The organism is Falsiroseomonas sp. E2-1-a20 (assembly GCF_051433195.1).
Lineage (GTDB): Bacteria > Pseudomonadota > Alphaproteobacteria > Acetobacterales > Acetobacteraceae > Falsiroseomonas.
This window is the reverse complement of sequence record NZ_JBHMFT010000004.1, coordinates 86,094-106,278: the sequence shown is the minus strand read 5'-3', so window position 1 is coordinate 106,278 and position 20,185 is coordinate 86,094. Positions and strand designations below refer to the sequence as shown.

The window sequence follows — 20,185 nt, the reverse complement described above, 5'->3', positions numbered from 1 at the left end:
CCGGCTTCGCGCGCGTCACCTATGCAGGCCGGCGATGACCGACCAGACCGATGGGCACCTCGCCGCGCAATACGAAGCCTTCCCCTATCCGGCGCGCGATGCGCGGGAGGAGGCGAAGCGGCTGATCATCGGCAGCCCCTCCCACCTGCGGGAGATCGACCACTGGATCTTCGGCGGCCGCCGCCCGGCGTCGCAACCCCTGAGGGCGCTGATGGCCGGGGGCGGGTCGGGCGACGGCACCATCATGCTGGCGCAGCAGATGACGACGCTCGGGCGGCCCGGGCAGGTGACTTGGCTGGACCGTTCCGCCGCGGCGAAGCGCGTGGTGCAGGCGCGGGCCGCGGCGCGCGGGCTGGACAACATCCGGTTGGAGGAAGGCTCGCTGCTCGACCTCGCCGGGTCGGACCTCGGGCCCTTCGACTACATCGATTGCTGCGGCGTGCTGCACCACCTGCCGGACCCGGCGGCGGGGCTGGCGGCACTGGTTTCCGCCCTCGCGCCGGGGGGCGGCATCGGGCTCATGGTCTATGCGCCGCATGGCCGCACCGGCGTCTACATGATGCAGGACGCGCTGCGCCTGCTGGCGCCCGCGGATCAGCCGCCGGCGGCGCGGGTCGAGATCGCGAAGCGGCTGTGGAAGCAGGCGCCGGACACCGCCTGGCTCCGGAAGAATCTCTGGATCGACGACCACATCAAGGGCGGCGATGCCGGCCTGTATGACCTGCTGCTGAACCCGCGCGACCGCGCCTACACCGTGCCGCAACTGGCCGAGCTGGTGGCCGGCGCCGGGCTGCGCATCGCCTGCCTGGTGGAGCCGCTGCGCTACGACCCGGACAGCTACCTGTCCGACCCGAAGCTGCGCGCCCGCACCGCCGGCCTCGACCGCATCGCCCGCGCCGCGCTGGCGGAGGCGATCTGCGGCAACATGGGCATCCACATCGCCTACTGCGTCCGCGCCGAGGCGCCGGAGGTGGCGCCTCCGTGGGAGGATGACGCAAGTGTCCCGGTGCTGCGGGAGCTGGATGGCGCGGCGCTGGCCCGAGGCCTGCGCCCGGACGGCATCCTGCCCGTGGCCTTCGACGACCTGCGCGTGCCGGTGCCGCTGCCGCGGCTGGCCGCCGCCTTCCTGTCCCGCATCGATGGCACCACGCCCTGGGGCGCCATCATGCAGGCCGTGGTCGCCGCCGGTGCCAGCCCGGAGCAGGCCGCGCGCGACCGCGCCGCGCTGGTGCGCGCGCTGGAGCCGGTGAACCGGCTGCTGCTCGCGGCGCCGGGCTGAGCCGTGCAGCCGGCGGCCGTCGTCATCCTAGGCGCCGCCGTCCGCCCGGACGGCACGCCGAGCCCGGCGCTGCGCGCCCGCGTGCAGGCCGCCCGCGCCTGGGGCGAGCGGCAGACCCCGCCGGCGCTGTACGTCCCGACCGGTGCCATCGGCACGAACCCACCGGCCGAATGCGTCGCCATGGCGGCCGTGCTGATGCAGGCCGGGGTGCCGGAGGCGCGCATCCTGCAGGAGCCCACCGGCACGGACACCTTCTCCTCCGTGCTGGCCTGCATCCGCCTGCTGCGGGCGCGCGGCCATGCGGGGGAGGTGCGCGTCGCGACGCATGGCTACCACCTGCCGCGTGCGCTCGCGCTGTTCCGCCTGGCGGGCATCCCCGCCCGCGCCGTACCGCCCCCGGCCGGGCCGTCCGAGACCGGGCAGAAGCGGCAATGGTTCTGGCGGCTGCGCGAAGTTCCGGCGGTGCCCTACGATGCGGCGCTGATGGTCTGGGCGCGGCTGCGCGGGCGGATCTGACCCGGCGCCGGCGAATCGCCAGCGCCGCGGGCAGCACCTGCCTTAGCTTCCGGGTAACGGGACCGCGGGCACCCGGTGCGAAGGGCTGAGCCCGTGCAGGCTCAGCTTTCCTCCTCGCGGTCCGACTCGACCACCAGGTCGTCGCCGAGTTCCTCGTCCGCGTCCTCCAACTCCTCCGCGTCCTCGATGGTCTCGTCATCGGCGTCCGCGTCGACCTCGACGCCTTCCTCGGCATCCACCTCCGCCACCGCGGCGCGCTTCTTCACCCGCTCATCCGGCGGCGGCGCAGCGCGCTTCAGGCGCGGCTGCTCGGCCGGCTGTTCGGTGCCGCATTTCGGGCAGATGGCGGGGGCGCGCGCCAGGTCGTAGAACTTCGTGCCGCAGGACACGCAGACGCGCTTCAGTCCAAGTTCAGGCTTCGCCATGGGGAAGAAGAGCCTCGTGCCGGGCCCGGGCGGCGCGCAGGGAGTCCGCGGGCCGACGGGCGTAAAGGGTGCGCGCGATTGCCACTTGCCGGGCTGCATGTCAAACGCAGCGCCATGCATGCCCAGCCAGATTCAGCCCAGAAGCCGCTGCGCGCCGCAGCCCCCAGGTCGCCCCTGACCGGCACGGTTTCGGTGCCGGGCGACAAGTCCATCAGCCATCGCGCGCTGATGTTCGGCGCCCTCGCCACCGGCACCACCGCCATCTCCGGCCTGCTGGAAGGCGAGGACGTGCTGCGCACCGCCGCCGCGATGCGGGCGCTGGGGGCGACCGTGGACAATCTCGGCGGCGGGTCCTGGCAGGTGGCCGGGCGCGGGCTTGGCGGGCTGGTGGAACCGGCGGATGTGCTGGACATGGGCAATTCCGGCACCGCGGCGCGGCTGCTGTGCGGGCTGCTGGCCGGGCATCCGATCTTCGCCGTGATGACCGGCGATGCCTCGCTGCGTCGCCGCCCGATGCTGCGGGTCACGGACCCGCTGTCCGCCACCGGCGCCCGCTTCACCACGCGCGCCGGCGGCCGCCTGCCCTTGTCCGTGGAGGGTGCGGCGGACCCGCTGCCGCTGGACTACCGCGTGCCGGTGCCTTCCGCGCAGGTGAAGTCCGCCTGCCTGCTGGCCGGGCTGTGTGCCCGCGGCACCACAAGGGTCATCGAGCCCGAGGCGACGCGCGACCACACGGAGAACATGCTGCGGCATTTCGGCGCCGTGGTGCAGGTGGAAGCCGACGGCCACGGCCGGATCATCGAGCTGGTGGGCCAGCCGGAGCTGGTCGCCGCCCCGGTGGTGGTGCCGGGCGATCCGTCCTCCGCCGCCTTCCCGGCCGTCGCGGCGCTGCTGGTGCCGGGGTCCGTGGTGACCATCCGCGGCGTCGGGATGAACCCGCTGCGCGCCGGCATCTTCCTGACCCTGCGCGAGATGGGCGCCGACATCACGGAGGCGAATGCGCGCACCGAGGGCGGCGAGCCCGTGTCCGACCTGGTCGTGCGGGCCTCGGCGTTGCGTGGCATCGACGTGCCGGCGGCGCGGGCGCCTTCCATGATCGACGAGTATCCGGTGCTGGCGGTTGCCGCCGCCTGCGCCAGCGGCACCACGCGGATGCGCGGGCTGAAGGAATTGCGGGTCAAGGAAAGCGACCGCCTCGCCGCCACCGCGGCGCTGCTGGCTGCCAACGGCATCCGAGCGGAGATCGAGGGCGACGACCTGCTGGTGCACGGCACCGGCGCGCCGCCGGAAGGCGGCGGGCTGGTCGAGACGCATATGGACCACCGCATCGCCATGTCCGCGCTGGTGCTGGGCCTGGCCGCGCGGGCCCCGGTGCGGGTGGACGATGCCGGCTTCATCGAGACCTCCTTCCCCGGCTTCGCCGACCTGATCAACGGGCTGGCCGGCAATGGCGGACCGGGATCCGGGCCGATCTCGGCGGCATGAGCGGCACGCGGCTGGTGATTGCCGTCGATGGCCCGGCGGCGGCCGGCAAGGGGACGCTGGCGCGGCGGCTGGCACAGGAATTCGGCCTCGCCTACCTCGATACCGGCCTGCTGTACCGCGCCGTCGGTCGCCGCGTGCTGGACCGTGGCGGCGATCCGCGCGACCCCTTCCTCGCCGAACAGGAAGCCCGCGCGCTGACGGCGGCCGATTTCAGCCGCGACGACCTGCGTGGACCGGAGGCCGACAGCGCCGCCAGCGCAGTCGCCGCGATTCCCGCCGTGCGTGCCGCGCTGCTGGACTGGCAGCGGGAATTCGGTCGCCGGCACGGCGCCGTGCTGGATGGCCGTGATATCGGCACCGTCGTGTTCCCGGACGCGCAGGTGAAGCTGTTCGTCAGCGCCAGCCCGGAGGAACGCGCGCGCCGCCGCTGGACGGAAATGCAGGGCCGGGGCCAGGACATGCCGCTCGAACAGGTGGAGGCCGAGATGCGCGCCCGCGACGCGCAGGACAGCGCCCGCAGCGTGGCGCCGCTACGGCCTGCCGCCGATGCCGCGCTGCTGGACACCACCAGCCTGGATGCGGAGGAAGCCTTCGCCGCCGCCCTCGCGCTGATCCGGCTTCGTCTCAAGGCAGGGGAATCCGCTTGACTCCGCGGGGCTGACGGGCCTACGCGCTGCCCGTGATCCGCATGTCCCTCCAGGGCGGCGGTGCCCTGGCCCGGGGGAATGGCGGCGGAACGGTTGGCTTCGGCCACCTGCCGCAGGCCGCCGTCAAGCCGGGGCCGGATTGGGTGCTCCGTCATGCACCTTGAGCCTGGGCCGGATACGCTTCCGCAGCCGATCCCCGAAGGGACGGCCAGCCAGCATTTCCGGCCACGCCGTGTCCATGGCCGCGTGCCGTGGGGGCGCATTCCACATGCCCCGCGATCGGGGCATCCGATTGGGAAACAACCGTTACATGGCAAGCGCCACCGCTTTTGCTGATCCCGGCGAGGATTTCGCCGCCCTGCTCGACGCGACGCTGGGTGAGAACACCTCGTTCCACGGCTCCGTCATCTCCGGCAAGGTCATCCGCATCGACGACGACTTCGCCGTCGTCGACGTCGGCCTGAAGTCCGAAGGCCGCGTCCCGCTCAAGGAATTCGCCCCGCAGGGGCAGACGCCGGAAATCAAGGTCGGCGACATCATCGAGCTGTTCGTCGAACGCTACGAGGACCGCGACGGCGCGATCATCCTGTCGCGTGAGAAGGCCCGCCGCGAGGAGGCCTGGACCAACCTCGAGAAGTCGTTCACCGCGCAGCAGCGCGTCAACGGCGTGATCTTCGGGCGCGTCAAGGGCGGCTTCACCGTCGACCTCGGCGGCGCCGTGGCCTTCCTGCCGGGCAGCCAGGTGGACATCCGCCCGGTGCGCGACGTGACCCCGCTGATGGGCAGCCCGCAGCCCTTCCAGATCCTCAAGATGGACCGCGCCCGCGGCAACATCGTGGTCAGCCGCCGTGCGGTGCTGGAGGAGACGCGCGCCGAACAGCGCAGCGAGCTGATCCAGGGCCTCAAGGAAGGCATGGTGCTCGACGGCGTGGTGAAGAACATCACCGACTACGGCGCCTTCGTGGACCTCGGCGGCGTCGACGGCCTGCTGCACGTGACGGACATCGCCTGGCGCCGGATCAACCACCCAAGCGAGGCGCTGACCATCGGCCAGGCCGTCAAGGTGCAGGTCATCCGCTTCAACCCGGAAACCCAGCGCATCAGCCTCGGCATGAAGCAGCTGATGTCCGACCCCTGGGAAGGTGTCGCCATCAAGTACCCGGTGAACGGCAAGTTCAGCGGCCGCGTGACGAACATCACCGACTACGGCGCCTTCGTGGAGCTGGAGCCGGGCGTCGAGGGCCTCGTGCACGTCAGCGAGATGTCCTGGACCAAGAAGAACGTCCACCCGGGCAAGATCGTCGCCACTTCGCAGGAAGTCGACGTGCTGATCCTGGACGTGGACGGCCCCAAGCGCCGGATTTCCCTGGGCCTCAAGCAGGCGCAGGGCAATCCGTGGGCGCTGTTCGCGGAGGCCAACCCGCCCGGCACCGTCATCGAGGGCGAGATCCGCAACATCACCGAATTCGGGCTGTTCGTCGGCCTGGGTCCGGACCTGGATGGCATGGTCCACATGTCCGACCTCTCCTGGGATCTCCCGGGCGAGCAGGCGATGGCCAACTTCGAGAAGGGCACCAACGTCAAGGCCAAGGTGCTCGACGTCGACGTGGAGAAGGAGCGCATCTCCCTCGGCATCAAGCAGCTCGAGGCCGACCCGGCCGCCGAAGTGCTGGACCGGATCAAGAAGGGCGATGTCGTCACCTGCACCGTGACGAAGATCGAGCCGAACGGCATCGAGGTGAAGGTCGACGAGGTCCTGATCGGCTTCATCCGCCGCGCCGAGCTGGCCCGTGACCGTGGCGACCAGCGCCCCGACCGCTTCGCCGTGGGCGAGAAGGTCGATGCGAAGATCACCGCCGTCGACCGCGCCGGCCGCCGCCTGGCCCTGACCATCAAGGGCAAGGAAGTGGAGGAGGAGCGCGAGGCGGTCCGTGAATACGGCACCACCGACAGCGGCGCCTCGCTCGGCGACATCCTGGGCGCGGCGATCCGCCGGCGCGCCCAGACCGGCGAGGAATAGTAGAAGCCCTCTCCCCCCTTTTTGGGGGGGAGGGTTGGGTGAGGGGGGCCAGCACGCCTTCCGAGTTCAAGAAACGGCCGCCGGGAGCAATCCCGGCGGCCGTTTCGCTGTCAGCCGCGCCATGGTCATCCGGCCCGCCGCACCCTATCTCCGGACCATGCCGCTCGATGCCGATCTCCTCCTCGACCGCCGCCGCCTGAAGCGCCGGCTTTCCCTCTGGCGTGGCGCGGCGGTGCTGGCGCTCGCCCTCGTCGTACTGGGCTTCGCACTGCGCGACGACCGGGCCGGGGAGATCGTGCCGGGCCTCGGCCGCGCGCATGTCGCCCGGCTGAACGTGCAGGGCTTCATCGGCGACGACCGCAAGCTGCTGGAAACCCTGGACCGGCTGCGACGCGATTCCACCGTCCGCGCGGTGCTGGTCGCCATCGACAGCCCCGGCGGCAGCGTCGCGGGCGGGGAGGCGCTGCACAACGCGCTGGCCCGCATGGTCGCGGTGAAGCCGGTGGTGGCGGTAATGTCCGGCACCGCGGCCTCCGCCGGCTACATGGTGGCACTGCCGGCGCAGCGGATCTTCGCCCGCAACTCCACCGTCACGGGCTCCATCGGCGTCATCCTGCAGAGCTTCGATGCCTCCGAACTGCTGGAATGGCTCGGCGTGACGCCGGAGACGATCGCCTCCGGCCGCTTCAAGGACCAGCCCAGCCCGTTCCGGGCGCTGAGCGAGGACGGCCGCGCGGAGCTGGCCCGCGTGGTGCAGGACCTGCACGAGCAGTTCATCGCCATGGTCGCGGCCGGCCGCCGCATGCCGCCCGAACAGGTCCGCGCCCTGGCCGATGGCCGCGTCTTCACGGGGCGGGAGGCGCTGGCACTCGGCCTGGTGGATGCCATCGGCGGAGAGGCCGAGGCGCGCGCCTGGCTGGCGGAAACCCATGGCGTGCCGGGCGGCCTGCCGGCGCGGGACATCGAGATCCGGGGCCTGGCGGAACGGACCTTCGGTTCATTCGTCGGCATGTTTGCAAAAAGCCTTGCCGATGAATGGGTTGGCGTTGACCGCGTGCGCGCGCTTTGGCAGCCTTCGCTCCGGTAAAACGGGGCGGCGTACCAGGATGACCAGGTCGGAACTCATCGCGCAGCTTGCCGCGGCCAATCCGCATCTGCGCCAGCCCGATGTCGAGCTGATCGTGACCACCATCTTCGACGAGATCATCGGTGCGCTCGCGCGCGGGGATCGCGTGGAGTTGCGCGGCTTCGGCGCCTTCTCGACCAAGCGGCGCGACCCGCGCACCGGGCGCAACCCGCGCACCGGCACGGCGGTGGCGGTGGACGGCAAGGCGGTGCCCTATTTCAAGCCGGGCAAGGAACTGCGCGAACGGGTGAATGGCGGCCCCCTGCAGGACCCGCCGCGGCGACCACGCGCCAAGGTTACGGCTTGAAGCTTCCGGCTTGAAGCTTCCGGCTTGAAGCTTCCGTCTGGCGCCCGGGGCTTGTAGGACAGGCACGACGATCGGAGAGGCTCCCATGCGCTGGCTGTTGTTCCTGCCGCTGCTCATCATCCTGGCCGTGTTCGCGCTGTCCAACATGCAGGAGGTGCAGCTCCGCATGTGGCCGTTCGACATCGGCTGGGCCGCCCCGCTCGGTGTCGCCGTGCTGGTGCTGTCGGGCCTCGGCTTCGTGATCGGCGCGGTGCTGGTCTGGGCCTCCGGCCTGCCGGCGCGTCGCCATGCGCGGCAGGTGGAACAGGCGGCCAGGCTGGTCGAGGCGGAACTGGCCACGCTGAAGGCGAAGGAGCTGCGCCGCCGCCAGGAAGGCGAGCCGCCGACACCGACGCGCATCACGCTGCCCCACCAGGCCTGACCTCGTGCGAAGCTGCGGGCTGTGCGTGGCGCTGGATGCGCCGGACCTTGGCACGGCCGAGGCCTGGGCGGCCGCCGTCGCGCCGCATGCCGGCCTGCTGAAGGTGGGGCTGGAGCTGTTCTCGGCGGAGGGCGGGGCCGCGGTGCGGCGCATCGCGGCGCACCGGCCGGTGTTCCTGGACGTGAAGCTGCACGACATTCCGAACACGGTGGCGGGCGCCATCCGATCCCTGGCTCCGCTCGGCCCGGCCTGGATCACCCTCCACGCCGCCGGCGGTGCGGCCATGGTGGCAGCGGCGCGGGAGGCGGCGGAGGCCTTTGGCGCCGGGCGGCCGCGCATCCTGGCGGTGACGGTGCTGACCAGCCTGGATGCCTCGGCCCTGGCCGATACAGGCGTATCGGGCGGGCCGGTGCAGCAGGTGCTGCGACTGGCGCGACTTGCCATGGCGGCGGGGGCGGATGGGCTGGTGTGCTCGCCGCGGGAGGTCACCGCGATCCGTGACCAGCTCGGCGATGCGCCGGTGCTGGTGGTGCCGGGGGTGCGGCCGGTGGGCAGCGCCGCGGGCGATCAGGCCCGCACCGCGACGCCGGAGCAGGTGGCGCGGGACGGTGCTGACTGGATCGTGGTCGGCCGCCCGATCACCCAGGCCGCGGACCCCGGCGCGGCGGCCCGCGCCATCGCCCAGGCGCTGTAGGCCATGCTGGTGAAGATCTGCGGCATCAGCGACGCGGCCGGACTGCGCGCGGCGGCGGAGGCCGGGGCGGACATGGTCGGGCTGGTGTTCTTCCCGCCCTCGCCCCGCGCGGTGACGCCGGCGCAGGCGGGCGCGGTCTCGGCGACGGTGCCGGCCGCGGGGCTGGGCGGGCCACGGCGGGTCGGGCTGTTCGTCGATGCCTCGGATGAGTTGATCGCGGCGGTGCTGGCGGCCGTGCCGCTGGATGTCCTGCAACTGCATGGCGAGGAGACGCCGGAACGCTGCGCCGAGGTTCGGCAAAAATTCGGTCGGCCGGTGATGAAGGCGCTGGGCATCGCCTCGGCGGCGGATTTTGCCGCCGTCGATCGCTACGCGCCCGTCGTCGACCACTTCCTGCTGGACGCCAAGGCCCCGCCCGGCGCGCCGCTGCCCGGCGGCAATGCCGCGCCCTTCGACTGGACGCTGACCGCCGGCCGCGCCATCCCGCGCCCCTGGCTGCTGGCCGGGGGGCTGACGCCCGGCAATGTGGCGCAGGCCATCGCCGCGAGTGGCGCGCCGGGTGTCGATGTCTCCTCCGGCGTCGAAGTTTCCCGAGGTGTGAAGGATGCCTCCCGGATCGCTGCCTTCGTGGCGGCCGCGAAGCCGGCGTGATCCGCGCCGCGACGCCGGAAGATGCGGCGGCGATCGGCACCCTGCACGCCCAGGCCTGGACCGAGACCTATCCCGGCCTGGTGCCGGAGGCGCTGTTTGCCGAGATGACGGATGCGGCCCGCCGCCGCGCCGCCTGGGCGCACAATCTGGCGCAGCCGCTGATGCCGGGCGGCACGCTGATGGCCGAGGATGCCGGCGACCTCCTCGGCTTCGTCACGGTCTGCGCGGCGCGGGATGCGGCGCTCGGCGCCTCGGGCGAGGTCGCCGGGCTGTACCTGCTGCGGCGGGCCCAGGGCCAAGGCCTCGGGCGGGCGCTTCTGGCGGCGGGGGCGGCGCTGCTGCGGCAGGCAGGGCATGGGTCGGCCGGGGCCTGGGCGCTGGATTCCAATGCCCGCGCGCAGGGCTTCTACGCCGCGACGGGCGCGGTGGCCGGCACCCGGCAGGTCGGCTGGCATGGCGAGGTGGCCGTCGCCGAGACGGCCTGGGTCTGGGCAGACCTCCGCATCGTGACCACCTGACGCGGCTGCGCTATCAAGGCGCCACGTCCAGGATTTTGCCCGTGAACAAGCCCCTGTCTTCCTCCGATCGGCCTAACTCCTTCCGCAATGGCCCCGACCCGCGCGGCCGCTTCGGCCCCTTCGGCGGCCGCTTCGTGGCGGAGACGCTGATGCCGCTGATCCTCGAGGTCGAGGCGGCCTATGAGGCGTCGAAGACGGATGCGGCGTTCCAGGCGGAATGGCGCCGGCTGCTGACGCACTATGTCGGCCGGCCCTCGCCCTTGTGGTTCGCGGAGCGCTTCACCCAGCATCTCCGCAAGGATGCAGCGCCGGGCATGGGCGCCAAGGTGTATTTCAAGCGGGACGAGCTGAACCACACTGGCGCGCACAAGATCAACGCCGTGCTCGGGCAGATCCTGCTGGCGAAGAAGATGGGCAAGACGCGCATCATCGCGGAGACCGGCGCCGGCCAGCATGGCGTCGCCACCGCCACCGCCTGCGCGCTGATGGACCTGCCCTGCGTGGTCTACATGGGTGCCACCGACGTCGAACGGCAGCAGCCCAACGTGTTCCGCATGAAGCTGCTGGGCGCGGAAGTGGTGCCGGTGACCTCCGGCGCCGCGACGCTGAAGGATGCGATGAACGAGGGGCTGCGGGACTGGGTCGCGAATGTCAGCGACACGTACTACTGCATCGGCACCGTCGCCGGCCCGCACCCCTATCCCGCCATGGTGCGCGACTTCCAGTCCGTGATCGGCATCGAGGCGCGCGCGCAGATGCAGGAAGCCGAGGGCCGCCTGCCGGATGTGCTGGTGGCCGCGGTGGGCGGTGGCAGCAACGCCATGGGTCTGTTCTTCCCGTTCCTCGACGATGCCGATGTGGCGATGGTCGGCGTGGAAGCCGCCGGGCGCGGCCTCGATTCGGGCGAACATGCCGCGGCGCTGTCGCGCGGCCGCCCGGGCGTGCTGCACGGCAACCGCACCTACCTGCTGCAGGATGGCGACGGGCAGATCACGGAGGCGCATTCGATTTCCGCAGGCCTCGATTACCCCGGCGTCGGGCCGGAGCATTCCTGGCTGCATGAGTTGGGCCGCGTGCAGTATGTCGGCGTGACGGATGACGAGGCGCTGGAGGCGTTCCAGCTCTGCTCGAAGCTGGAGGGCATCATCCCGGCGCTGGAGCCGGCGCATGCGCTGGCCGAGGTGATGAAGATGGCGCCGAAGATGCCGGCGGACAGAATCATACTGATGAATCTGTGCGGCCGTGGCGACAAGGACATCTTCACCGTCGCGAAGCACCTGGGCGAGAACATCTGACATGTCGCGGATCGCCCAAAAATTCGCGGCGCTGAAGGCCGAGGGCCGCGGTGCGCTGATCCCGTTCCTGGAGGCGTTCGATCCGGACCGGGATACCGCCATGGCGATCCTGCGTGGCATGCCGGGGGCGGGCGCCGACCTCATCGAGATCGGCATGCCCTTCACCGACCCGATGGCGGATGGCCCGACCGTGCAGAAGGCCGGCCAGCGCGGGCTGAAGGCCGGTGCGAGCCTCGCCGGCACACTCGGCATGGTGGCGGAGTTCCGCGAGGGCGATGCGGACACGCCCGTCATCCTGATGGGCTACTTCAATCCCATCCTGTCCTACGGCGTGCCCCGCTTCTGCGTGGACGCCGCGGCGGCCGGGGTCGATGGGCTGATCGTGGTGGACGTGCCGCCGGAGGAAGCCGACGAGATCGCGCCGGATGCGACGGCGAATGGGCTGGACCTGATCCGGCTGGTGGCGCCGACCACGGCGGAAGACCGCCTGCCGAAGGTGCTCTCGGCCACCACCGGCTTCGTCTACTACGTCGCGATCACCGGCATCACCGGCACGCGCAGCGCCAGCACGGATGACCTGGCCGCCGCCATCCCGCGCGTCCGCAAACATACGGACCTGCCGATCGCCATCGGCTTCGGCGTGCGCACGCCGAAACAGGCCGGCGAGGCCGCGCGCATCGGCGATGCCGCGGTGGTCGCCTCCGCCCTGCTCGACGGGATGCTGGCGACCCTCGATGCCGAGGGCCGCGCGACGCCGGCGACGGTGCCGACCGTGCTGGACCAGGTGCGGGAATTGGCGGAGGCTGTGCGAAGGGGGTAGCGCGCCATGGACGGGATCAACGATCCAAAAGCCCTGTTGCAGTCGCTGTATGCCGAGATGGCGCCGCAGCACCTGTTCCCGCTGTGGGAAGTGCTGCACGCGCTGGTGACGCCGACCCCGTCCTCCCCGGTGCGGCCGCATCTCTGGCACTACGACACCGCGCGCGACCACCTGCTGCGCGCCGGCGACCTGATCACCGCGGAACAGGCGGAACGCCGCGTGCTGATCCTGGAGAATCCGGGGCTGCCCGGCACGTCCTCCGTCACCACCAGCCTCTATGCCGGCCTGCAGTTGATCCTGCCGGGGGAGGTCGCGCCCTGCCACCGCCACACGCAATGCGCGCTGCGCTTCGTGATGGAGGGCGACGGCGCCTTCACGGCATTGGACGGCGAGAAGGCGGTGATGCGGCCCTTCGACCTGGTGCTGACGCCGAACTGGCAGTGGCACGACCACGGCAATACCAGCGACGCGCCGATGATCTGGCTCGATGGGCTGGACATCCCGACGGTGCGCCACTTCGCCGCCAGCTTCGCCGAACGCCTGCCGGATGGCGCCATGGCGCATCCCGAAACCGCACCGGCCGGCGACACCGCCGCGCGCTACGGCCGCAACCTGCGGCCCTTCGGCGGCAGCCTGGGGGCGCGGCGGCCGGACCGCCTGCCGCTGTTCCACTACCCCTACGCGGAATGGCGCGACAGCCTGGCTGTCATGGCGCGCTGCGGCGACCCGGACCCGCATCTCGGCTACGCGCTGGAATTCGTGAACCCCGCGGATGGCGGCCCGGTGATGCCGACCATCGCCGCCCATGTCCGCCTGCTGCCCGCCGGTTTCTCGACGATGCCGCGCCGCGCGACGGATGCGATGGTGCTGGTGGTGGTGGAGGGCACCGGCACCGCGTCCATCGAGGGCATCCGCCACGACCTGGTCCCGCGCGATTTGCTGGTGGTGCCGTCCTGGTCGGACCTGACGCTGACCGCCGCTTCGGAGCTGGTACTGTTCGGCTATTCCGACGCGGCGGCGCAGCAGAAGCTGGGACTCTGGCGGGAAGCGCGGCTGTAGCGCCGCCGCGATTCACGGGATCTTCAGGAGAGTCCAGCAAAACACGTCCTCTGGCTTCGAAATCCCGGAGGGCGCGTGTCTGTCTCAATCCTGAAGACGTTTGGCATCCAGGGCCGCGGCCTGCCGGACGAGCCGGAGGTGGAAGCGCCTGACGCCGCCACCGTCTGGTCCGCCGGGCCGCAGGGCGCGACCCACGGCGCCGACATCCTGGTGCAGTTCAGCCCGGGCCTCGCGCCGGCGCTGCTCGACCAAGCCCTGGGCGGCATAGCACCCACGGCCATCGAGACCATTCGCGGCGACCTGCCCGGGCAGGATGACGGGCTGCTGCTGCGGCTGACGCTGCCGCCGGAGCTCGGCATCGCCGAGGCCACGGCGCTGCTCTCCGCCCAGCCGGGGGTGGTCTTCGCGGAGCAGGATTGGCAGGTCTCGGTCGAGGCGGTTGCCAATGATGCGAGCTACGCCAACGGTTCCCTGTGGGGGATGTATGGCGACGAGACGGCGCGGAAGAACGCCTTCGGCAGCCAGGCCGGGGAGGTCTGGGCGGATGGCGAGACCGGATCGACCAAGGTCGTGGTCGGCGTGCTCGACAGCGGCATCAACTACACCCATGCCGATCTGTACCTGAACGTCTGGATCAACCAGAACGAGATCCCGGTCACCTTCCGCAGCAGTCTGGCGGATGGCGACGGCGACGGCCTGATCACCTTCCGCGACCTGAACCTGGCGGCCAACAAAAGCTTCGTCACCGATATCAACCGCAACGGCCGGATCGATGCGGGCGACCTGCTGAAGGACAAGCGCTGGGCCAACGGCAACGACCAGGACGGCAACGGCTACAAGGACGACCTGTTCGGCTGGGACTTCGTCAACAACGACAACGACCCGTTCGACGACAACGGCCACGGCACGCATGTCAGCGGCACCATCGGCGCGGTCGGAGGCAACGGCATCGGCGTCGCCGGCATGGCGTGGGAGGTGCAGATCCTGGCGCTGAAATTCCTCGACGCCCGGGGCAGCGGCGCGATCTCCAACGCGGTGAAGGCGCTGGACTACTACACCGCCGCGGGAAAGGCTGCGGTCGGGCAGGATTTCGTCGCGACCAACAATTCCTGGGGCGGCGGCGGCTATTCCGCCGCCATGCAGGGCGCCATCGACCGCACCGCCGCGGCCGGCAACCTGTTCATCGCCGCCGCCGGCAACAGCAGGCAGAACACCGACACCACGGGCAACTTCCCCTCCAACTACAGCACGCTGGGCAGTGTCGGGCATGAGGCGGTGGTCTCGGTCGCGGCCCTCACCAGCTCCGGCGGGCTGGCCTCCTTCTCCAACTACGGGGCGACCACCGTGGACCTGGCGGCGCCCGGCGCCTCCATCCTGTCGACCACCGCCAATGGCGGCTACGGCACGATGAGCGGCACCTCGATGGCCGCGCCGCATGTCACCGGGGCGATCGCGCTGTATGCGGCCGCCAACCCGGATGACAGCGCCGCCGAGATCCGCGCGGCGCTGCTCGGCTCCGTCACCACGACCAAGGCGCTGGCCGGCAAGACGGCGACCGGCGGACGGCTCGACGCCGATGCGATGCTGGCGGCGGGCGGTGGGGGCGGCGCGGGCGACAAGCCGCCGGCACCGCCCCCACCACCGCCGCCCGTTCCGGTGGTCAGGGACTTCTACGGCACGACGGCCAGCGACACGATCACCGGAACCTCGCGCGGCGAGATCCTGAGCGGCGTGCCGCAATCCGGCAGCTTCCTGGGCCGCGGCACCATCGACGTGCTGAAGGGCCTGGGCGGCAACGACATCTTCGTGCTCGGCGACAAGCGCGGCGTCTTCTACGACGACGGCAACGCGAAGAAATCCGGCATGGCGGATTATGCGCGGATCATGGATTTCCAGCGCGGCGACAGGATCCAGCTTTCCGACGACATCGGCACCTACTTCCTGCGCAGCGCCAAGGTGGATGGCTTCAACGGAGTCAGCATCCTGGCCGACACCGACCGCAACGGGCGCTACACCAGCGCGGACGAGCTGGTCGGCCACATCGTCGGCAGCGTGACCCTGTCCAACGCGGACTTCGTCTTCGCCTGAGGCGCCAGGCGCCCTGCGGCCGCGTGGGCGGGACGAACCCGCGCGGATCGCAGGCGTTACGGCTTCTCATCGAGGGGAGCCATCTCATGCAGAACCACAGCGACCACCAGAAGCCGGTCAGCGACCAGGACCGCGCCGTGATGGATACCTTCCCGGCCAGCGACCCGGTGTCCGATACCGGCACGAAGGGCCCGCGCGCCGTGCCGGCGGGGGAGGATCATCCCTCGAAGCAGGTGCCCGATGCCGTGTCGCTGTCGCGGCACTTCAAGGACCACGAAGCCGCCAAGCTGGCGCTGGAAAGCCTTGTGCGCAGCGTGCCGCTCGACCGCAGCGCGACCGAACTGTCCGGCGCGGAACTGCGACTCAGCGTGCCGCGCGACGATGCGAAGCGGATCGAGGCGATGCTGCAGAAGGCCTGAACGCACGGCCGTTCCAGACCGCCCGGATCAGTCGCTTTCGCCGCGGGCCAGGTCCCGCGCCGGGCGTGGTTGCCGCTCGCCCCGGCGCTTCGGCCAGCCTTCGCGTTGTGCGCCGCGCAGCCCGTCCAGCTCCTCGGTCTGGTCGTGGAACAGCATGACCTGGGTCGGGTAGGGCATGTCGATCCCATCCCGGTCCATGGCCTGCTTCACCGCCTGCAACACGGCGGAGCGCGCCAGCACCACGTCGATCCGGCGCGGATGCGTCCACCAGCGGATGCGGAGGTTGACGCTGGAGCCTGCGAGTTCCCAGACCAGCACCTCCGGCGCCGGGTCGGCCTCGATCTCCGGCAGGTCCCGGATGGCGGCCAGGATGCCAGTGCGGGCGGCCTCGATGTCGTCGCCGTAGCCGATGCCAAGGTCGTATTCGTCGCGCCGCCGCGCATGCGCCGTGTTGACCATGACCGGGTTCGAATAGACATCGGCATTCGGGATGATGGCGTCGCGGCCATCATAGGTGCGGATCACCGTGGCGCGGGTCTCGATGCGCTGCACCGTGCCCTCGTAGCCGCGGACGATGATCTGGTCGCCCGGGCGGAAGGGCTGGCGCAGCAGCAGCAGCACCCCGGCCAGCCAGTTCTGCAGGATATCCTTGAAGGCGAAGCCGATGGCGACGGAGCCGACGCCGAGTCCCGCCACCAGGTCGCCCGGCCGCAGGGACGGCATGACGATCGTCAGGCCGATCAGCACGCCGATGAAGATGACCACCCATTTGAGGAAGGCGCCGAGCACCTCGCCCAGGTTTGCCCGGTCGCGCCGACGCGCCCACCGGCCAAATCCCTTCGCGACCAGCCAGGCGAGGCCGATGAAGATGGCGACGACGATCAGGGCAACGCCGATGTTGGGCAGCAGGTACTGGAACCCCGCCGACCAGGCCTCGATCTTGTCCTGGATGATCGCGGAGCCGACCTCGATGGTGCGGGTCGCCGTCTCGCCGGTGGTCAGGGACGGTGCTTCGGGGCTGATCGTCTGGGCCGCCGCCTGCATGCACCTGTCCCGATCCGGTTCCGATCCCTGGTCTGGAACGCGGCGTGGCGGCCTGCGGTTGCGCTGCCGGGTTCAGCCCGGAACCGGCAGGCCCTTGCTGGTGGAGTATTCAAAGTGCAGCGCCTCCCCCGGGAAGACCCTCGGGTGGATGGCATGCGCGGCCATCGCGGCCTCCGAAAACCCCTGCAGGATCAGCTTCAGCTTGCCGGGATAGGTCGCGATGTCGCCGATGGCGTGCACGCCGGGGATGTTGGTCTCGCAGGTGGCGGGCGTCACCTGGATGTGGCTGCGGTCCAGGCCCAGGCCCCAATCCGCGATCGGGCCCAACTCCATCGACAGGCCGAAGAAGGCCAGCAGGTGGTCCGCCGGCACCGTCTTCGTCTCGCCCTTCAGCGTCGCCAGGGTCACGCCGGTCATCGCGCCACCGGTGCCTTCCAGCGCGTGCAGCTGGTAGGGGATGGCGAGTTCCAGTTCCCCAAGGTCGGCGGCGCGCTTCAACTGCGCGGCGCTTTCCGGGGCGCAGCGGAACTTGTCGCGGCGGTGCACCACCGTCACATGGGCGGCGATCTGCTTCAGGCTGAGCGCCCAATCCACGGCGCTGTCGCCGCCACCGGCGATGACGACGCGCTTGCCGCGAAACTCCTCGCGCCGGCTGACCAGGTAGCGCACGGCGCCGCTGGCCTCGAATTCCGGCAGGCGGTCCAGCGGCGGGCGGTTCGGGCCGAAGGCGCCGGCGCCGGCGGCCAGGATCACGGCCTTGCAGGTGATGCTGTCGCCGTCGCTGGTGCCCAGCACCAGCTTCTCGCCCTCCCGCCGCAGCGACTCGACGCGGCGGCCGAGCATCAGGTGCGGGTGGAAGGGGGCGGCCTGCTTGTGCAGGGCGGAGATCAGGTCGGCGCCGGCAATTTCGGGATGCGCCGGGATATCGAAGATCGGCTTTTCCGGATACAGCGCGCTGCACTGCCCGCCGATCTCGCCCAGCGCATCCACCACCACGGTCTTCATCCGCAGCATGCCGCATTCGAACACGGCGAAGAGCCCGACCGGACCCGCGCCGATGATCGCCACATCCGTCTCGACAACCGCCGACATGCCGCGTCCTTTCGCCGTTGGCGGCTGCTTGGACCAAGCGCCTGCCAGGATCAAGCGGTCGGCTTGTGCGATGCGGCACCGTGGGGGCAGATTGCCGCCGCGCATGACCCTCATCCTCCCCTTGCCCGACGAGGCCGCGACGGCGGCGCTGGCCGCGCACCTTGCCGCCCGCGCGCGTCCCGGCGATGCGCTGCTGCTGGAGGGACCGCTGGGTGCCGGCAAGTCCAGCTTCTGCCGCGCCTTCCTGCGCGCCGCCGCGCATGATCCGGCGCTGGAGGTGCCGTCGCCCACCTTCACCCTGGTGCAGTCCTACGACCTGCCCGCCGGCCCCGCCTTCCACTTCGACCTGTGGCGCCTGGATGGCCCGGCGGGGCTGGACGAGCTGGGGTGGGAGGAGGCGCGGGACGGCATCGTGCTGGTCGAATGGCCGGACCGACTCGGCACGTTGCGGCCGGCCGATGCGCTGACCCTCGCGCTGGCCCCCGGCCCGACGGAGACCTCCCGCGTCGCGACCCTCACCGGCTGGGCCGGACGGCTGGAGGGACTCGGGGCATGAGGGCGGAGGCGGTGGCCTTCCTGGCCGACCACGGCTTCGCCACCGCCGAGCGGCAGGCGCTGCCGGCCGATGCCTCCTTCCGCAGCTACACGCGGCTGGTCGGTGGGCCGCGCCCGGCGCTGCTGATGGATGCGCCGCCGCCGCAGGAGGATCTCGGGCCGTTCCTCCGCATCGGTGCGCATCTGCGCGCGGCGGGGCTTTCGGCACCGGAGATCCTCGCCGCCGACCCGCGCCAAGGCTTTGCGATCATCGAGGATTTCGGCGCGCGCACCACGGCGCAGCTACTCGATGCCGGCGAGGACCCGGCGCCGCACTACCTGGCCGCCACCGCGGCGCTGGCGCGCCTGCATGCGGTGCCGCCGCCGCCCGGCCTGCCCGCCTGGGGTGCCGCCCGCATGGCCGATACCGCGGCGGCGACTTTTCTTGAGTGGTGGTGGCCGGCCGCGTTTGGCGAGCCGCCGTCCGAGGCAGCGCGCGACGGGTTCGGCCAGGCGATCCACGCCATGCTGGCGCCCTTCGCCGCCTCCGGCTTCGTGCATCGCGACTTCTTCCCGGCCAATCTGATGCCGCTGCCGGGCCGCGCGCCGCCGGCCGATGTCGGGCTGCTGGATTTCCAGGACGCGGCGCTCGGCCACCCCGCCTACGACCTGGTCTCGCTGGTCGAGGATGCGCGGCGGGACGTGGACCCGGCGGTGCGGGAGGCCTGCATCGCGCGCTACCTGGACCTCCGGCCGGAGCTGGACCCGGCGGCATATCGCGCCGCGATGGCGGCGATGGCGGCGCAGCGGCATCTGCGCGTCGGCTGCCTCTGGGTGCGGCTGGCGCGGCGGGACGGCAAGCCGCACTACCTGCAACACGGCCCGCGCTGCTGGGCGCTGCTGGCCCGCGCGCTGGAGCACGAGGCGACGGCGCCGCTGCGCGAATTCCTCGATGCGCATGTGCCGGCAAGCCTTCGCCGCAACCCGGAGACCCCATGATCCCGCTCACCCACGCCATGGTGCTGGCCGCGGGCCTCGGCACCCGGATGCGGCCGCTGACGGACGAGACGCCGAAGCCGCTGCTGCCGCTGGAGGGGCGTTCCCTGTTGCACCATGCGCTGGACCGGCTGCGCGATGCCGGCGTGCGGCACCATGTCATCAACGCCCATTGGTTCGCCGACCAGGTCGCGGCCGCGGTGGCCGCGCACGATGCGCCAGGGCGCGTCGTGCTGCGGGAGGAGACGCTGCTGGAGACAGGCGGCGGCGTCAGGGCCGCGCTGCCGCATCTGGGCCAGGACCCCTTCGCCGTGGTCAATGGCGACGCCTTCTGGCTCGATGGCCCGACGCCCGCGCTGCAACGCCTGGCCGCCGCCTTCGACCCGGCGCGGATGGACGCCCTGCTGCTGCTGGTGCGGACCAGCCAGGTGGATGGCGAGGTCGGGCGCGGCGACTTCCTGCTCGACCCGCATGGCCGGGCGCGGCGGCTGAAGGAACGTGAGATCTCGCCCTATCTGTTCGGCGGCGTCCAGGTGCTGGCGCCGGGGCTCTTCGAGGGCACGCCCGAGGGACCGTTCAGCCTGAACCTGGTCTATGACCGCGCCATTGCCGCCGGGCGGCTGTACGGCCTGGTGCATGACGGGGCGTGGTTCCACCTGTCCACGCCGCGCGACCTGGACCGGGCGGAGACCATGCTGCGGGCGGGGATGCTGACGGCGCTGTTCTGAGCCCTGGACCAGGCCGCCCTC

22 protein-coding genes are annotated in these 20,185 nt (G+C 71.5%); 19 read left to right on the top strand and 3 right to left on the bottom strand.

Translation table 11 applies throughout. The features are described from left to right. Positions 1-34: 34 nt before the first annotated feature. Both ACFHPP_RS07025 and ACFHPP_RS07020 read left to right on the top strand, forming a co-directional pair. Positions 35-1,279 (top strand): class I SAM-dependent methyltransferase, encoded by a 1,245-nt coding sequence (locus ACFHPP_RS07025; RefSeq protein WP_437162552.1) that lies wholly within the window; start codon positions 35-37, stop codon positions 1,277-1,279. A gap of 3 nt (positions 1,280-1,282) precedes the next feature. After that, positions 1,283-1,795: a YdcF family protein gene (locus ACFHPP_RS07020; RefSeq protein WP_437162551.1), complete on the top strand. Its 513-nt coding sequence runs from the start codon at positions 1,283-1,285 to the stop codon at positions 1,793-1,795. A gap of 101 nt (positions 1,796-1,896) precedes the next feature. On the opposite strand, the gene ACFHPP_RS07015 is transcribed toward ACFHPP_RS07020, so the two are convergent. Continuing rightward, on the bottom strand, positions 1,897-2,220 hold the full coding sequence (locus tag ACFHPP_RS07015; RefSeq protein ID WP_437162550.1) for a TIGR02300 family protein: 324 nt from the start codon (positions 2,218-2,220) through the stop codon (positions 1,897-1,899). A gap of 114 nt (positions 2,221-2,334) precedes the next feature. On the opposite strand from ACFHPP_RS07015, the gene aroA reads away from it, so the two are divergent. The 14 genes from aroA to ACFHPP_RS06945 all read left to right on the top strand — a co-directional run bounded on the left by aroA (position 2,335) and on the right by ACFHPP_RS06945 (position 15,770). Continuing rightward, positions 2,335-3,705, top strand: coding sequence for a 3-phosphoshikimate 1-carboxyvinyltransferase (aroA, locus tag ACFHPP_RS07010; RefSeq protein ID WP_437162549.1), 1,371 nt, complete (start codon positions 2,335-2,337; stop codon positions 3,703-3,705). Beyond that, positions 3,702-4,352 carry a (d)CMP kinase gene (gene cmk / locus ACFHPP_RS07005; RefSeq protein WP_437162548.1) on the top strand — a complete coding sequence of 217 codons (651 nt, stop codon included), beginning with the start codon at positions 3,702-3,704 and terminating at the stop codon, positions 4,350-4,352. The genes aroA and cmk overlap by 4 nt, the downstream gene beginning before the upstream one ends. A gap of 310 nt (positions 4,353-4,662) precedes the next feature. Then, complete coding sequence (gene rpsA, locus ACFHPP_RS07000) at positions 4,663-6,372, top strand: 30S ribosomal protein S1 (RefSeq protein WP_437162547.1); 1,710 nt, start codon at positions 4,663-4,665, stop codon at positions 6,370-6,372. A 121-nt stretch (positions 6,373-6,493) separates the two neighbouring features. Next, complete coding sequence (gene sppA / locus ACFHPP_RS06995) at positions 6,494-7,459, top strand: signal peptide peptidase SppA (protein ID WP_437162546.1); 966 nt, start codon at positions 6,494-6,496, stop codon at positions 7,457-7,459. 19 nt (positions 7,460-7,478) lie between these two features. Beyond that, complete coding sequence (gene ihfB, locus ACFHPP_RS06990; RefSeq protein WP_437162545.1) at positions 7,479-7,805, top strand: integration host factor subunit beta; 327 nt, start codon at positions 7,479-7,481, stop codon at positions 7,803-7,805. Positions 7,806-7,890: 85 nt separating this feature from the next. Continuing rightward, positions 7,891-8,226: a LapA family protein gene (locus ACFHPP_RS06985; protein ID WP_437162544.1), complete on the top strand. Its 336-nt coding sequence runs from the start codon at positions 7,891-7,893 to the stop codon at positions 8,224-8,226. A gap of 4 nt (positions 8,227-8,230) precedes the next feature. Further along, the gene (pyrF, locus tag ACFHPP_RS06980; RefSeq protein WP_437162543.1) at positions 8,231-8,920 is read left to right on the top strand and encodes an orotidine-5'-phosphate decarboxylase; all 690 of its coding nucleotides are present in this window, start codon (positions 8,231-8,233) and stop codon (positions 8,918-8,920) included. A gap of 3 nt (positions 8,921-8,923) precedes the next feature. Then, positions 8,924-9,571: a phosphoribosylanthranilate isomerase gene (locus ACFHPP_RS06975; RefSeq protein WP_437162542.1), complete on the top strand. Its 648-nt coding sequence runs from the start codon at positions 8,924-8,926 to the stop codon at positions 9,569-9,571. Further along, entirely contained in the window at positions 9,568-10,089 is a 522-nt protein-coding gene (locus tag ACFHPP_RS06970) for an N-acetyltransferase family protein (RefSeq protein WP_437162541.1), read from the top strand. The genes ACFHPP_RS06975 and ACFHPP_RS06970 overlap by 4 nt, the downstream gene beginning before the upstream one ends. A 53-nt stretch (positions 10,090-10,142) precedes the next feature. Continuing rightward, a complete protein-coding gene (gene trpB / locus ACFHPP_RS06965) occupies positions 10,143-11,384 on the top strand; it encodes a tryptophan synthase subunit beta (RefSeq protein WP_437162736.1) in 1,242 nt (413 codons plus the stop codon). 1 nt (position 11,385) lies between these two features. Next, positions 11,386-12,204, top strand: coding sequence for a tryptophan synthase subunit alpha (trpA, locus tag ACFHPP_RS06960; protein WP_437162540.1), 819 nt, complete (start codon positions 11,386-11,388; stop codon positions 12,202-12,204). 6 nt (positions 12,205-12,210) lie between these two features. After that, positions 12,211-13,263, top strand: a complete 1,053-nt coding sequence (gene gtdA, locus ACFHPP_RS06955; protein ID WP_437162539.1) for a gentisate 1,2-dioxygenase — start codon at positions 12,211-12,213, stop codon at positions 13,261-13,263. A 75-nt stretch (positions 13,264-13,338) separates the two neighbouring features. Then, positions 13,339-15,351, top strand: coding sequence for a S8 family peptidase (locus ACFHPP_RS06950; RefSeq protein WP_437162538.1), 2,013 nt, complete (start codon positions 13,339-13,341; stop codon positions 15,349-15,351). 86 nt (positions 15,352-15,437) lie between these two features. Beyond that, positions 15,438-15,770: a hypothetical protein gene (locus ACFHPP_RS06945; RefSeq protein WP_437162537.1), complete on the top strand. Its 333-nt coding sequence runs from the start codon at positions 15,438-15,440 to the stop codon at positions 15,768-15,770. Between the two features lie 27 nt (positions 15,771-15,797). Here the strand turns inward: ACFHPP_RS06945 and ACFHPP_RS06940 are convergent, their stop codons facing one another. Continuing rightward, positions 15,798-16,814: a mechanosensitive ion channel family protein gene (locus tag ACFHPP_RS06940; protein WP_437162536.1), complete on the bottom strand. Its 1,017-nt coding sequence runs from the start codon at positions 16,812-16,814 to the stop codon at positions 15,798-15,800. Between the two features lie 72 nt (positions 16,815-16,886). Then, positions 16,887-17,906, bottom strand: coding sequence for an NAD(P)/FAD-dependent oxidoreductase (locus tag ACFHPP_RS06935; RefSeq protein WP_437162535.1), 1,020 nt, complete (start codon positions 17,904-17,906; stop codon positions 16,887-16,889). 103 nt (positions 17,907-18,009) lie between these two features. Here ACFHPP_RS06935 and tsaE point away from each other — a divergent pair, with 103 nt between their 5' ends. The 3 genes from tsaE to ACFHPP_RS06920 are packed head-to-tail and all read left to right on the top strand — an operon-like array spanning position 18,010 to position 20,164. Next, positions 18,010-18,462 (top strand): tRNA (adenosine(37)-N6)-threonylcarbamoyltransferase complex ATPase subunit type 1 TsaE, encoded by a 453-nt coding sequence (gene tsaE / locus ACFHPP_RS06930; protein ID WP_437162534.1) that lies wholly within the window; start codon positions 18,010-18,012, stop codon positions 18,460-18,462. Beyond that, the gene (locus tag ACFHPP_RS06925; protein ID WP_437162533.1) at positions 18,459-19,439 is read left to right on the top strand and encodes an aminoglycoside phosphotransferase family protein; all 981 of its coding nucleotides are present in this window, start codon (positions 18,459-18,461) and stop codon (positions 19,437-19,439) included. Before tsaE ends, ACFHPP_RS06925 begins: the two co-directional genes overlap by 4 nt. Beyond that, a complete protein-coding gene (locus ACFHPP_RS06920) occupies positions 19,436-20,164 on the top strand; it encodes a nucleotidyltransferase family protein (protein ID WP_437162532.1) in 729 nt (242 codons plus the stop codon). The genes ACFHPP_RS06925 and ACFHPP_RS06920 overlap by 4 nt, the downstream gene beginning before the upstream one ends. The last annotated feature ends 21 nt before the right edge of the window (positions 20,165-20,185 follow it).

Excerpts from the sequence above, each read along its gene's own strand:
- cmk (WP_437162548.1), top strand. The coding sequence starts at position 3,702 with ATGAGCGGCACGCGGCTGGTGATTGCCGTCGATGGCCCGGCGGCGGCC.
- sppA (WP_437162546.1), top strand. The coding sequence starts at position 6,494 with ATGGTCATCCGGCCCGCCGCACCCTATCTCCGGACCATGCCGCTCGAT.
- ACFHPP_RS06945 (WP_437162537.1), top strand. The coding sequence starts at position 15,438 with ATGCAGAACCACAGCGACCACCAGAAGCCGGTCAGCGACCAGGACCGC.
- tsaE (WP_437162534.1), top strand. The coding sequence starts at position 18,010 with ATGACCCTCATCCTCCCCTTGCCCGACGAGGCCGCGACGGCGGCGCTG.
- aroA (WP_437162549.1), top strand. The coding sequence starts at position 2,335 with ATGCATGCCCAGCCAGATTCAGCCCAGAAGCCGCTGCGCGCCGCAGCC.
- ihfB (WP_437162545.1), top strand. The coding sequence starts at position 7,479 with ATGACCAGGTCGGAACTCATCGCGCAGCTTGCCGCGGCCAATCCGCAT.
- trpA (WP_437162540.1), top strand. The coding sequence starts at position 11,386 with ATGTCGCGGATCGCCCAAAAATTCGCGGCGCTGAAGGCCGAGGGCCGC.
- gtdA (WP_437162539.1), top strand. The coding sequence starts at position 12,211 with ATGGACGGGATCAACGATCCAAAAGCCCTGTTGCAGTCGCTGTATGCC.
- ACFHPP_RS07025 (WP_437162552.1), top strand. The coding sequence starts at position 35 with ATGACCGACCAGACCGATGGGCACCTCGCCGCGCAATACGAAGCCTTC.
- ACFHPP_RS06985 (WP_437162544.1), top strand. The coding sequence starts at position 7,891 with ATGCGCTGGCTGTTGTTCCTGCCGCTGCTCATCATCCTGGCCGTGTTC.
- ACFHPP_RS07015 (WP_437162550.1), bottom strand. The coding sequence starts at position 2,220 with ATGGCGAAGCCTGAACTTGGACTGAAGCGCGTCTGCGTGTCCTGCGGC.
- ACFHPP_RS06940 (WP_437162536.1), bottom strand. The coding sequence starts at position 16,814 with ATGCAGGCGGCGGCCCAGACGATCAGCCCCGAAGCACCGTCCCTGACC.
- ACFHPP_RS06935 (WP_437162535.1), bottom strand. The coding sequence starts at position 17,906 with ATGTCGGCGGTTGTCGAGACGGATGTGGCGATCATCGGCGCGGGTCCG.
- ACFHPP_RS06920 (WP_437162532.1), top strand. The coding sequence starts at position 19,436 with ATGATCCCGCTCACCCACGCCATGGTGCTGGCCGCGGGCCTCGGCACC.
- ACFHPP_RS06975 (WP_437162542.1), top strand. The coding sequence starts at position 8,924 with ATGCTGGTGAAGATCTGCGGCATCAGCGACGCGGCCGGACTGCGCGCG.
- ACFHPP_RS06925 (WP_437162533.1), top strand. The coding sequence starts at position 18,459 with ATGAGGGCGGAGGCGGTGGCCTTCCTGGCCGACCACGGCTTCGCCACC.
- rpsA (WP_437162547.1), top strand. The coding sequence starts at position 4,663 with ATGGCAAGCGCCACCGCTTTTGCTGATCCCGGCGAGGATTTCGCCGCC.